The organism is Acinetobacter sp. 102, assembly GCF_037028485.1.
Taxonomy (GTDB): domain Bacteria; phylum Pseudomonadota; class Gammaproteobacteria; order Pseudomonadales; family Moraxellaceae; genus Acinetobacter; species Acinetobacter higginsii.
Window position 1 is genome coordinate 193,848 of record NZ_JAZEZK010000008.1, and the last position, 13,856, is coordinate 207,703.

Below are 13,856 nucleotides of genomic sequence, written 5' to 3' on the forward strand. Positions count from 1 at the left end.
CATGTTTTTGCACAATAAACCTCACAAAAGTGAGGTTTATTGTTATGGGCTGGAAAGATGATTTACAGGATGCGAGTTTTCGGGGTGTACATTTTGAATGTACCACTACCAATGAAGCTGGCTCTAAATCTCTAGCGATCAAGCAAGCACCATATTCAAATAAAGCCTTTGTTGAAGACATGGGCAACAATCCTCTCAAAATCAATATTGAGGCGGTTTTTGCTGGTGAAAACTATAAAAATGAGATGGATGCGCTTTGGGCTGCTTTGGTTGCCACTGGATCGGGTGAACTGATTCATCCGATTCATGGGGTGATGCAAGTCAATGCTGAAAATTACAATATTGTGCATGGCGCTGAAGACGTTGATAGCTGCAAAATCTCGATTGATTTTATTCAAGCTGAAGACAAAGAACGCCCTTTATTTATTCCAGTTGCTACACCTACCACCATTGATACCAATGCAATTTCAGATACTCCAGCGTCTGCTTTGGAAGCCGCACTTGAAAAGCTAGAAAAAACTAATCCAAACAAGTTTTTTAATGTCGTCAACAATATTAGCAATGGTGTAGATGCAGCACGTCAATACCTTGGCATGGTCAAGAGCGCTATTGAATCAGCATTATCGCCTGTCGATGCAATTGTTGGTCTGGTTGATGACGTTACACGCTTGGCAACCTTTGATACCAGAATTTCCGCCATTTCTAAATGGCGAGATCTGTTTAAGCGTGTACAGCGTTTTGAAATGCTTTTTCAAAATGATGATGATTTGCCTGAGCTGAAGCAAACATGGCGAGCAACTCAAATTGCAAGCACGGTTGCAATCACACAGCAAGTTGTGGCTTCAGTACGCAAGGAAATGTCAGAAAATAAGCAAGTCAGCTTTACACCAGTTGACCTTGCAATTATTCGTCAGCAAAACCGCATCAAGATACAACAAGCGATCAATTTAGAGCGAAAACAAGCTGCTGAATCAACAAATACAGGTTTGGGGCTTGGCTTTGAAGCCGTGCATCAAATTGAGGTTTTTAAGGATGTTGCTGACCAGATTCACTTGCAGATTCAAGAACTGATAGAAGTACGTCCACCGATTACAAAGACCACAATTTTAGTGCCTTGCACCTTGCATTATTTGGCTCATGCGCTCTATGGCGACATTGATCGTGCTGAAGAGATCCGTCGTTTAAATCCTGATTTGATTAATCCAGCAGTACTTCAGATCGGCATGGAGTTGACAATCTATGCAAGATAATTCGGGCAAAGCGATTCGGCTAGTGATTGGTGATATTGAAATCAATACTTGGGACAATGTCAGTTGTGACAGTCAGATTGATACTCCAGCCGATAGCTGGAATTTAACTTTATTTCGCCAAGGTGGTCAGGCATTACCTGACAGCGTACAAGGTGCTGCGAGAGTCCAGCTTTTCTATGGTGATGAGATTGTTTTAACAGGTATTGCTGACCGTATTTCTGAAGCTGTCAATCGTGATGGTTATGGTTTGGAAATTTCTGGCCGTGACTTGGCTGGTCAGTTAATCGATTGCTCGGTTCCAATCTTTAATGGTCGTCAAGTTACTTTAGAGGAATTACTGAAGCGTTATGTGTTGGCTGGTGATTTTGGAACAGTCATTCATGATGTGCGTATTCAAAATAATAGCTGGCTGAAGAATAAAGTATCTGTTGAGCCAAGCGAGGCGCTTTGGGATGCGATTATTAAAGCAGCTCAGGTCACTGGCCAGCATGTTTGGTTTGAGCCAGATGGTATGCTCAGCATTGGTGATCCGTTTGCAAACCCCTATCAGGTGCAAGAGTCATTACGCTTGATTAAGCCACTTAATAACGAAAATAACGTGCTTAGTCTTCAGTATGACAATGATGTGTCTAATGTTTTTACTGATCTAAAGATATTGAGCCAAGACTCCGAGGCGCAAAGCCTACTAGCACAAACCACAGCGCAAACTCAGTACAAATTTAATCGACTCAAAATCATTACTTTAGGCGATGTAGAAACACAAGCTGAAGCTGAAGCTGCGCTGTTAAAAATTAAAAAAGACAACGATCTGGAAGCCTATAGCCTTACAGCCACAGTGAATGATTGGGTTATTGACGGCAAAGTTTGGCGTGCTGGCTGGTATGTGAATCTCGAGACAAATGCATTAAGTCGTGCCACTGCAAAGTGGGCGGTTCATGGCCGTACATTAAAGCTTTCGCGTGCTGAAGGGAAAACCACGCGCTTAAACCTCAAGCGCCAAGGCGATTGGGCGCAGCCGCTGATCTATAAAGAACAACAACCCAAGAAAAAACGCAGCAAGAAAGCCAAGGCATCAACTCTGGGAGAACAGCAATGATTACAGCTGCCTCAATTAGAAAAGCCATTGGTCAATTGCGCTTCCCAATCTTGGGAATTATTGCTCGCGGCAGCTCTAAGTTACTGCAAGTCAAAGGATTAACTGATGAAACACTCAATGAAGTTGAACTCATTCAACAGGTCGGCTTCAGCTCTTACATCCCTACAGATGCAAAAGTTGTTGTTATTCCGCTTCAGGGAAAAACCGCGAAATCCGTAGTGATTGCAACCACTGGAGGTGCAGTGGTTGTCAACGTGGCTGAAGGAGAAACCTGTATTTATGACCAATTTGGTCATCAAGTCTTGTTGCATAAAAACGGCATAAAAATGGTTGGTGACGTTGAAATTGTTGAAGGCGGTTTAACCGTTGAAAAAGACATTAAATCTAAAGCTGAGATCACAGACAAAACCAGCTCAATGCAAGCAATGCGTGACGCATATAACCCACATACACATGGCAACAGTCCACCGCCATCTGAACCAATGGAGTGATGAACATGGGCAATATTAATTTAGAAACAAAAGACTATGTGCTTAGTAGTCTCAATGATGCTTTTGGTGATGATGTCGTTCAATCCGTTTATTTTCGTTTGAATATGCGCCGACGTCGATATTGGGCAAATCCAGATCAAGGTAGCCGCTTTTATACATTGCGTCGCTCTAAAGATGTGCCTCGTATGCTGCAAACAGTTCGACAGTACGCTGAAGAAGCCTTAGCAGACTTAGTCCCTGAGCGCCTGCAATCGCTTGTGGTTTCTGCAACTCAAAAAGTTAAAAGCCGTATCGAATTAAATATTGAAATTACGCGATTAACTGGTGAAAAGCAGACGATTCCTTATTTTGTTCCAGTAGGCGGTTGATATGGCTTATCCGATTAAAGACTTCGATCAGATTCGTAATCTGATCATCCAAGAAATTAGAAATTCAACAGGTATCACAGCACCAGATGACTCTGATGCTGCGATCCGTGCTGATGGCGAAGCCGCTGTGGTTGAAGGCTTGTATCATCATCAAAGCTATATACAAAAGCAGCTTTTTGTTGAAACAGCAGATGAGCCTTATCTTTATATCCATGCTGAGGTACTAGGCGTACCACGTTTGGGTGGTTCGCTGGCTTCAGGTCAAGTAACTGCTTCATCTAATATCACTTTAACCATTCCAGCTGGTAGCAAATTGACTGATGGTAAAGGTCACTTCTGGCTTGTTGTAGTAACAACAGAGCTAACTGCAAATACACCAAAAACCATCGAGGTTGTGGCTGAGCAGATCGGTGCAAGCTGGAACTTCACAGGCTCTTTATTGTGGGTGAGTCCGCAAGCTGGTCTAAGTGGCGTAGCAACGGAAGTCTCTATTAATGGTGGTGTGGATGGTGAAGAACTCGAAGATTGGCGCACTCGAATGCTTGAGCGTAAACGCTTGGGTTATTTTCGTGATCGTTCTGCCGACTTGGAAGAAGCTGTTAAAAACTTTTCATACGTCAAAGACATTTATATCTATAAAAAGCGTCGTGGCCTTGGCTCAGTAGATATTGCATTTACAGTTAAAGGCAATCCACCAATGCTACCGACCACAACTCAGGTTGCCGAGGTGCAAGCACTTTTGGACAGTATTTCAGATCACTACTTTGATTCAGTGGCTTACATGCCTGACAAGGAGTTCATTGATATATCTGCGGTGGTGACAGGTACTGTTGATCTTGATTTAGTTAAGACAACAATTAAAAACTACATGGCTGAATTAAAGCCTGTGGCTGAGTATTCATATAGTCAATTATTTGCCCGTATTTTAAGTTTGGTGGGTGTGACTGACCTTGTATTGACACCGAATCATAACGTCGCACCGACACTTGATGTATTTCATACAGGTTGGCTAAGACTCGGCTCTTTAAATGTTACGCGAGGCACATGATGAATTTACAAGAGTCTGCAAACTTATATGCCTTGGTTTTACGCCAACTGTTGCCAGCTGGCGTTTATGACACTTCAGCTAAAACAACATTAGCAAAGGACATATATGCACATGCACTGGCATTTGCTCAGGCCGATCTAGACGCAAAACGTTTACTCAATGTCATTACTGATATTCCTGTTGAGTTGCTGCCTGAATATGAGCGTGACTATGGTTTACCTCTTAAATGTACTGTAAATGCTGCTAAGACCGTGCAAGAACGGATGCAGACTCTGAAGTGGGTAATCGACAAGAAAAACGTCTTAAATCGTTTGTATGTCAAAGAGCTTTTGGCGCAATTCGGCATCACTTTACTTGAACTGGTGAACTATAAACCGATGCAATGTACTGCACCTTGCACTTCTCCAGTCAATACCGACGTGCTTCGCTATAAAGTCAAACTCAAGCTAAAAGCACCTGTTAATGCTGACATTAACTGCATTATCGAAAACTATTTACCAGCGTACATTCGCTATGACATCGAGGTGATCTAATGAAACGAATTGATAGTGTAAATGCACGTCCGAATGTCAATGGAGCTGGAAAAACTGGCTTTCATGACAATAATGATATCTCTGGGCAAGATGCTACATACTTGACACCAGATTGGCTCAATCACATTCAGGAAGAGCTATGTGCAATCATTGAGAAGAATGGACACACCTTGAACTCAGGGCAGCGTGATCAGTTATTTCAATTATTAGCAACTAACCAAGACATTCTAGATTTAGCTGATGCTGTACAGCAAAAACTTGATACAGAGAAAGCTCAACGTATAGCAGCTGACAACGTACTTCAGACAAACATTAACAGCGAAGCTAATATCAGATCCAATGCAGACATGGCATTGCAAAATGGAATTAATAATGAAGCAACGGCACGTGGCAATGCGGACACAGCACTACATGAACGGTTACTTGTTTTAGAGGCAATACCGCTTCCGCTTGGATACAATCAGTCTTGGGTATCGATGAGTGTTGTATCTGATAGAGTTCCAAACACTCCATATAAGAACCTTAGAAACCGAGCAATTGCAGTCAATATTGCTGTGAAGATTAATGATCGTAGTGGCCCAGCTAAACTTGTAGTTAATGATGAAGCAATCGCACAAGCGAATTGTGATGTGGGACCCGGTGGTTACATCGTTACTACACTGCATGGAGAGATTCCAGCTGGAGCTGAATATAAAGTTATTGGTGTTGACGGTCTTCTAATCTGGTCTGAGTTAAAGTAGAGTTTTTGAAATTTATTTTCATTGTATGAAACTATGATGAGCGCCATTTATCTCGAAATTTTAGCGAAATTATCTCGGCGCGCATCACCTAGATCGTAAAGCACAAATGTATAAAGAACTGGCAATCTTGAACCAATACTTTGTCGATGAAAATAATCAAAAAATCTTTAAGTTTAAAATTCATCGTTATTATTCCTATCAAGATTTTAGTAAACGCAAATGTGATCTCGCCAACCAATTAAGCCAAGCGAAAGCAATTGTTCCAGACAATCTGCCAAGTGCGGTCAGAACTTGCTTCCCTCGCCGAAAGAGCAAGGAAGTGCTGTTTATTATTTATGATTCTTATGGCGAAAAATTAAAAGATGCAGATATCACCAGTTGGGGATTCCGCAATCAGGGACAACCATTTATTTTGATTGATTGGCAACGGCTGAATTACCAAACTCAAGCTGCCAGTATCCATGAAATGGGACACGCCTTCGGTCTCAGCCATGTTTGTTCACCTAAAGCGACCAAGACCACACCGACCAACATTATGAGCAGTTATGATTGTCGCTTAGGCAGTGGTGGTTTACGTAATCTGGGATTTAACAAAGAACAGCTGAATATCATGCTCAACAATTACAACCAATATCCTTAAAAGTTGAACTGCAGATAATGGCCTAAATCATCCAGCCCCACACTGTAATTTTTGGGGTCTAATTGATGGGTCAATAAGGTTTTTGCTTGTTCAAATTGTAGTTCATCAACACTATGCGGTTGCCAAAAGGTTTTCTGATTATGGGTATAAATCGGATACAGTTTTAATCGGGATTCTTTTAAATTGATGCGTACCACAGCCCCGTAGGGTAAGGCCTGATATTTTTCAAAATGACCATTGCTATTAAATACCCCATTGCCAATGCCAAAGATGACTGGCTTTTGATGAATGGATTGAATTGGTTGCAGGGTATGAGCACCATGGCCAATCACCACATCAACCCCAATCTGAGTCAGGACCTTGGCCAGTTTTTCTTGCTCAGGATGAATCGATTTAAAATCCACACCCCAATGACAAATCACCATAATTTTATGGGTTGGATGTGCCAAACGGTATTGCATCAGCTGTTCGAATAAAATCGCATTGAGACAGGCTACCCCAGCACTGTTACCGAGTGCATAAAAATCATACTCCTGATAGGCAGCTCTTCTATGCCAATAGCCATTAAAAATAGCCAAGCATTGCCCCTGATCATTTTTAATTTCTAGACATTGATGTGCCTGTTGTTGATTCTCACCTGCCCCAATAAAATCAATATTGGCACGCTCTAACTGACTTAAAGTATGTTTTAGGCTGGCTTCACCATAATCTTTTAAATGATTATTGGCCAAACATAAGGTATTGATATGAATACGTTTAAATTCAGCTAAGGTTTCCTGAGCTTTTGCCCCTAAAATATAGTCTTTTCTTCCTGCTAAAATTGAATTTTCTTCAAGATTAAAAACCGCTTCTAAATTAGCAATATTAATATCATCGGCGCCAAAAAAATATTTAATTGCTTCAAAAGAATGGCGATAACCATAACGTTGCAAAGCATCCTCTATGCCTTTGTTTTTTCTTTTTTCGGTATAGAACTCACCCAAATAAGTATCGCCAAGAATATTGATCCATTCAGTTTTGGCTTGCAGCTGTTTAGTTGGCAATAGCCCTTGTTGAAAATAATGATAATACGGGGCTAAATGATCAATTCGATGTAGCTGATCTAATAGTAGAAAAATACCTAAGCTCTGATTTTCATGACGATAAGAAAAAAAGTTATCTCGACGTTGATCTGTCAAATAAATCACTGCATCCAGTTGTGTACAGCTAGATAATGAATGGATCGGAGCAATCTCCTGCCCATTGATCTTGAGTACTTTTACAAAAATCTGCTTCAGCAATTCGATCGGCAGATTAAAGATGGATTCAGCCAAACCATAGAGTTTTTGCAGGGTATTTTTGGTCGCAACAGATTGATACTGAATGTTCAATCCAAACTGCTCTGCCTTACTGGCGATTTCAATTTCTGCCTGTTGCCAATTTCCAAACAGGTGGCAACCCAGCAGCTGTTGTGCAGCATTGTTTGGGCTAAAACTGAGATACTGCAATAACTGTAAAACGGAATTGCTTGAATTCCAGATCAAATCAGGCTGATCACTTTGCTTCGCTTGGAAATTCGCATCAATAATTATCCCATCTTCAAGTAATAACCGACCTTCAACCACCGCCTCTAAAGCCAAATATAATAAAATCCAAGCTGAACAATCCCCTGAAATTTCTGTCTGCCAAATGGCATGTTGGAAGTTTTCATTGCCTATCTGGCTGATGATTTTGATTTCTTGAGGTGTACTCATCAATTTCACCCTCAAACTTCCGTTTCAAAATGCTGAACATAAGCAACATAACCTGAAAGATTATGTTCTTGGTCATCAATCCGTACACGGAAACGATCATGCCGTACATAGAAAGCATTCAATACTTTATCTGGCCGTGCCATATACATGGCCACTTCTGGATAAAAAAATCCTGTGCGTTGAAACTCAGCCCGAAACTCAATCAGCTTTTTTAAATCGTCGAACTGTGCCTTTTCAAACACATGCTCTAAACCTAGTGCTCGAATCCGAAGAACCATTTGGTAGGCTGCCATCATCATTTCCAACAAGGTGGCATAGGCCGTTTTACGGTTACGGATAAACACCAGATGCCTTAAATAATTATTCAGACCAAACTGGAAATATTTTTCTTCGGGGCAAATTTTGGTCAGTTCATTGCTGCAGTAACTCAGCCAGTGATCGTGATAACGATCATATTTTTTTTCTATGAATCGTTCAAACATGCATTTAACGGTTTGCAGTAATTTTTGCTCTGCATGAAGTTGATAAAGACGTAATAAGGCCAAGGCTGCTTCGCCATCATAATAAATGATGCGGAATTTCTCTTTAATCTCATAGCTTGGGTAATGCAGTACATGTGTGGTTTCACCTGCATCATTGACCAGCGATAAAACTCCATTGGCTAAGGCCTGTGCGTGCTCCAAATAGCACTGATCCCCTGTGATTTCCTCATACTTTGTGAGCATTAAAATTGCGGCGGCATTGGCACCTAACTTGATTTCATCTAGACCAGTGGCTTCATTGCCATCCAGCATATAGGCCAAGTTCGTCTGTTTCTCGATGTAAAAATGCTGCAAAGCATAATCAATCGCCAACTGAATTTTTTCGATAAAGGACTGATGTGATTGAATTGCTAAAGTTTCAAGCAATGCATAGACCGAAGTACAATGCCGAACCGTGTTATAGCTGCGGATTTCACGATCATAGGCAGGAAAAAAGCCATACGCGAATCGACCATCACTTTGGATTTGCTGATAGAGAAATTGCGCATTCCCTGCAATCATTTTTTTAAAATGCTGTTTTTTAGGTTCCAGTAGATAACGCACGCCATTTTCAGTGAACTGACTGTGTAAAGGAATCAACTGCCCTGCTTCATAAATCACAGCATAAGTATCAAAAGTCCACAGCTGTTGAAGTTCTTTAATTTTGATGTTGTGTTGCTGATTCTGATATTTTCTTAAAAGGCTACTATTTAAGTTTTTCTCATCAAGAAAATTAGGGCTGTTATAGCTCAGCGCACGAATAATGGCTTTACCGTATAACTCTTGCTCCAAGAAGCAACAGTTAAAATCTGCATCAAAACTGATTCCTTTACGGTAATGATTATTATGAAATTGGTTTTTTAAAGTCTGTTCAAGGTTTTGCCAACTTTCTTGTTGGATATTAAAAGCAACATCAAATTTCAGAAAGGCAGGAGGTCGTTCAACGACAGCAAGTTGCTGCTCAAGAAAATCAAATAGTTGTTGTTGAATATCAGCAAAATCTGAGCAGGCTGAATTCCAGACTTGGCAACGTTGTGTGTGTTCTCCATAGGAACAGAAAATCACCGCTTTAGACACATCAATATGCGGCTGTACCTGCTTAAAAAATTGCTCACTCAACAAATGCGTCAATTGTTCAAGTGCTGAAATCGTTGTAATACTCATATCTTCAATTTTTAGAATTTTTAAGTGTTTTACACACCATATCACATATTTTTGCGTCCTTCACAAAATGAAAAAGAGAACCCGAAGGTTCTCTTTTTTAAAGGAAAGGATCTGGATTAGTAAATGATTTGTCCATTATTCAACAAATCATTCAACGTTAATGAAGCAGTTGGTTCATCCACATGAAGTGTCAACAACTGTGTACTTGAATAAGTGAGACCTAAACCATCACGATCTACACTAATCGTGGCATTTTGAGTTGCCGCATCATAGTTAACCGAAACATATAGACCTATGGTTAAGCTGGTTGGATCACCAAGTAATAAATTACTTAGATCAATCTTATCAGCTTGACTATCGGTCGCCACATTACCCACATGGAAGTCAGTCCATGTATCGAAACCATTACCACCAGTTGCACTGTTAACGCTTGCAGCTGTCAAAGTGTTATAAATCAAGGTATCCGAGCCATTACCGAGCGTGAAGGTATCATTTGCAGAAGTACTGACTGCAAGGCTATTCAACTCTTGACTTAAGTTAATGGTTAATGTGCTGGTAGACTCAGCACCAGTCACAGAGACCAGTTTGTAGTTAATTGAGTCAAAGGTTGCATTCGCTGCACTATCAAGTGCTTTGTAGTAATACGAACCATCATTGTAAAGATACAATGTACCTTCACCCGTATTAATCGCTTGACCTGCTGCAATTTGGTAATTGCCCGGTGAGACTTCAACCAACAACTGAGAAGCATCTTTGGTATCTGCCACTCCACCAGTTGTATCGCCTAACAAGATATTTCCGTGAATCCAATCTGTTAAGCTGTCTGGTGTATAAGTATTCAAGTGTGTTGCTTTGGTTGTCACTACAGAATCAAGTGTTACTGCACCAATAGGAAGAAGACTAGATAGACTGAAAACAACTCTATAAGTCCCCTCAGATAAATGAGGTACATCAGCCGAATATGCTGGAGCACCTAAAATACCAGCCAAAGCTGTCGCTGAACCCGAATAAACTGTATTTACCCATGTCGCACCGACCAGTTGTTGAATCGTATATCCAGCTGTTGGAAGGACAGATATACTCAATGATGCTGTATAGTTCAATTGTACATGTACATCATTCACGGTATTGGCAGCAATAACAAATTGGTTCGATGTAACCGTACTACTCAATACAGGAAGTGGAGGGAAACCAGCTAAATTACCGATGGTCACGTTACCACTTGCTACATCGACAGCCGCATCAGTGACTGGCTTCATACTAATCGTTGCATCATTGGTGTCTGCATTTGCTACTGGTGCAGGGATAACAGCATCTGCGCCAGGGTTAGCAATATTCCAATTAATATCCACATCTGGCGAACCAATTTGGATATGTAAGTTTGCTGTATCTGTTCTACCTGTGACTGGGTCCACCACGGTATAAGTAAAGCTATCTACTTTACCAATATTCAGAGTATTCGCGGTCGCTTGATAACTATAGCTACCATCTGAGTTAATGGTTAAGGTACCGTATGCACCGACAATAACCGTCGCTAAGCCTGTGCTTACACCCGCTGTATTACCATTTTCAGCTGTCACCGAAGTCACAACCGTTGTGGTCGTAATATAGTCTGGGGTATAGCCAGGGCCATACACACCTGAATTATTATCTGCAAGCACATTACCTGTGATTGGATCTACCACCAACGTCGGTACTTGAGTAATGTCTCCATGATTCAAGGTGATATCAGCAGTGACGTTACCAAGCGCTGTAAGAAGTGTATTACTCTCCATAAACAACTCATAAGTACCCGCACCCAGATTATCCACTTTGAATTTCACTTCAGAACCAAAGATACCGAGTAAATCAAGTAAACCAGCATTCGAGCTATCCGCAACTACAGTGCGCGTACCGTCTGGATTAACTCGGGTTAACACCACATGTAAACCATCGACAACCGTCGCAACTGAACCGAAGTTCACAGCAAAGATTGCTTCAGTGACATGTCCAGGGGCAACTGTGAAGGTTGCTGTACCCTCTTTGGTTCCGATCACAATACCACCGACACCGAGTAACCAGTTGTAGCTGATTGCATTATCAAAGAACTGAGTAGTCGTTGGATAAACCAGATCAATCTCAGCTGACGCAACGTTATCCATTGCATCTACAGGTACTGGACCAGTAATCACAGCAGGTTGAGATGGATCTGCTGGATTCCAAGTCATATCGACACCACTACTATCCAAGTGAACATATAGAACAGCTTGTGAAGTATTACCTGTCGCTGGATCTTTTAAGGTATAGGTAAATTCATCAACTTTACCAAGATTTAATCCATTGGCATTTGGTGTGTAGGTATAGTTACCATGTTGATCAATGACCAAAGTACCATAAGTACCTACAACGGTCGTTGTACCTGTTGCACTTACTAGATCACTATTCACCATTGAGATAATGGCATTGTGACTTGCTGCATCAACAGCACCATTTAGACCAACATCTTTAATGACGTTACCAGAGATAGGATCAACTGAATATCCAGCGATCACATATGGATTATAAACATCCATTGTACCTGTTAATGTTCCACCTAAGCCAACACCCAACAAGCCTTCATAACCGACAAAGGCACGATATTGACCTGCTTCCAGACCTTCAATCACAGCAGTTGCCACCCCGCCAATGAGGGATAGATCAACCAATGTCGCCTGTGGATTAGTGCCTCCGATAGAGACCCATTGTCCTGTCGTTGCATCGTATTTTTGAACAACCAGTGAATAATCACTTAAGACATTTGCAGTGAGTAAACCACTGAAGGTGAATGTTGCTGTACGTTCACGATCTGCATCGACATTAAAGGCAATTGTGGCATTACCTAACAATTGTAAGTTCAATCCAGCCAGAGAAACTGCGGCTAGATAACTTGCACTACCTAGTGCAACATCATCGGCAACCAACAAGGCTTCTGGATTAATTTCTGCGACAGCAAGGTTATCTGCTGCTTTCACAGAGCTTAATTGGATGTTCAATGTCGCTTGAGCTAGATCACCCGTTGCTGAATCTCTTAAGACATAGGTAAAGTGATCGACTTGGCCAATCCCTGCCGCAGCTGAGTTCGGTGTATAGACATATGAACCATCAAGATTAATGACCAAAGTACCATAGGTACCAGTAATCACAGTACCATCTGCTAATACAGCTTGATTATTGACTGTATGAATAACAGTTGTTGGTGTGACCACATCGACCTGACCACTATCATTAATATCTGAAATCACATTACCAGTGGCAGTTTCTGTATAGAATCCACCAATTTGCGTCGTATCATAGATATCCATTGTACCTGTTAAAGTACCTAGTAAACCGATACCTGCCACACCGGTATAAGCCATAAACGCACGATATTGTCCTTCCTCAAGACCATCAATAGTGACACCAGGAGTAGAACCTAATAGCGTGAGTTTAATAATATCGGCTTGACCACCGCCATATACCGAAGTCCATTGACCGCTCACTGGATCTAATTTCTGAACCACGAGTGAGTAATCCGCCAGTGCATTCACACCGATGAGTGCGCTGTAGGTAAATGTTGCATTACCTTCTTGATTCGCTCCAACAGTAAAACCAACGCCATCAGAACCTAGCTGTAAATTAAGTCCTAACAGTGAAACAAGTGCTAAATATGTTTTACTACCGAGCGCAGCATCATCTGAAATTAACAATGGCTGTGGAGCAAGAACTGCCGTATCAAAGTTGTCATAGGCAATAATAGAGCTGCTAGCAAGTGTATAAGTTTGCGTCCCTTGAAGATTGCTACTATTACCAACCGCATCGGTAAAGGTTGCTGTTGCTTGGATAGTCAAATCAGCATCTAGCGCAAGTTGACCACCTGGTACCCCAATACTCCATGTATTGGTAAGCAAATCAACATTTGCAGTGTAATCTATGCCATTTACAGTTACTTGAACTGTAGTCGTTACCGCATCAGCTGGAATCGTCAATGTACCTGTAATCGTTACCTGACCAGATGCTTCAATTGCATCGAGAACATTGTCACCAGTAATTAAATCAATGGCAATCGCAGCAGTGTTGATATCTGGAGGTGTAGTATCAATATTGATTGATGAATTAGCGCTATCAATATTGCCCTGTGCATCGACTGCTTCTGCATGAATCGCTAATGAGCCATCAGCCAAGACTGCAACTGCTGCTGTGATATAGCCATTCACTAGATCCGCTGCAGTCACTGTGAAGGTATTACCGTTCACAGTCACCACCGTACCAATCACT

At 41.4% G+C, this 13,856-nt stretch carries 10 protein-coding genes and 1 pseudogene; 8 read left to right on the plus strand and 3 right to left on the minus strand.

All coding sequences use genetic code 11. From position 1 onward, the window contains the following. Positions 1-44 precede the first annotated feature (44 nt). From WA352_RS10315 to WA352_RS10350, 8 genes and pseudogenes are all read left to right on the plus strand, one after another. On the plus strand, positions 45-1,250 hold the full coding sequence (locus WA352_RS10315) for a DNA circularization protein (RefSeq protein ID WP_336142472.1): 1,206 nt from the start codon (positions 45-47) through the stop codon (positions 1,248-1,250). After that, positions 1,240-2,346: a phage baseplate assembly protein gene (locus WA352_RS10320; protein ID WP_336142474.1), complete on the plus strand. Its 1,107-nt coding sequence runs from the start codon at positions 1,240-1,242 to the stop codon at positions 2,344-2,346. Before WA352_RS10315 ends, WA352_RS10320 begins: the two co-directional genes overlap by 11 nt. Continuing rightward, positions 2,343-2,837, plus strand: coding sequence for a phage baseplate assembly protein domain-containing protein (locus WA352_RS10325; RefSeq protein WP_336142476.1), 495 nt, complete (start codon positions 2,343-2,345; stop codon positions 2,835-2,837). Before WA352_RS10320 ends, WA352_RS10325 begins: the two co-directional genes overlap by 4 nt. 5 nt (positions 2,838-2,842) lie before the next feature. After that, positions 2,843-3,205 (plus strand): phage GP46 family protein, encoded by a 363-nt coding sequence (locus WA352_RS10330; RefSeq protein ID WP_336142477.1) that lies wholly within the window; start codon positions 2,843-2,845, stop codon positions 3,203-3,205. Position 3,206: 1 nt separating this feature from the next. Continuing rightward, on the plus strand, positions 3,207-4,253 hold the full coding sequence (locus WA352_RS10335) for a baseplate J/gp47 family protein (protein ID WP_241304952.1): 1,047 nt from the start codon (positions 3,207-3,209) through the stop codon (positions 4,251-4,253). Further along, positions 4,253-4,786, plus strand: a complete 534-nt coding sequence (locus WA352_RS10340; protein ID WP_241305164.1) for a YmfQ family protein — start codon at positions 4,253-4,255, stop codon at positions 4,784-4,786. The genes WA352_RS10335 and WA352_RS10340 overlap by 1 nt, the downstream gene beginning before the upstream one ends. Beyond that, the gene (locus WA352_RS10345) at positions 4,786-5,526 is read left to right on the plus strand and encodes a hypothetical protein (protein ID WP_241304950.1); all 741 of its coding nucleotides are present in this window, start codon (positions 4,786-4,788) and stop codon (positions 5,524-5,526) included. Before WA352_RS10340 ends, WA352_RS10345 begins: the two co-directional genes overlap by 1 nt. A gap of 88 nt (positions 5,527-5,614) precedes the next feature. Continuing rightward, positions 5,615-6,166 (plus strand): annotated as a pseudogene (locus WA352_RS10350) (metalloprotease); the annotation flags it as partial. Here the strand turns inward: WA352_RS10350 and WA352_RS10355 are convergent. The 3 genes from WA352_RS10355 to WA352_RS10365 form a co-directional block, all read right to left on the minus strand. After that, entirely contained in the window at positions 6,163-7,899 is a 1,737-nt protein-coding gene (locus WA352_RS10355; RefSeq protein WP_336142479.1) for a CapA family protein, read from the minus strand. The pseudogene WA352_RS10350 and the gene WA352_RS10355 sit on opposite strands and share 4 nt — an antisense overlap. A gap of 11 nt (positions 7,900-7,910) precedes the next feature. Next, the gene (locus tag WA352_RS10360) at positions 7,911-9,584 is read right to left on the minus strand and encodes a poly alpha-glucosyltransferase (protein ID WP_336142481.1); all 1,674 of its coding nucleotides are present in this window, start codon (positions 9,582-9,584) and stop codon (positions 7,911-7,913) included. 116 nt (positions 9,585-9,700) lie between these two features. Beyond that, a partial coding sequence (locus WA352_RS10365) for a beta strand repeat-containing protein (RefSeq protein WP_336142483.1) occupies positions 9,701-13,856 on the minus strand: 4,156 nt, incomplete at its 5' end.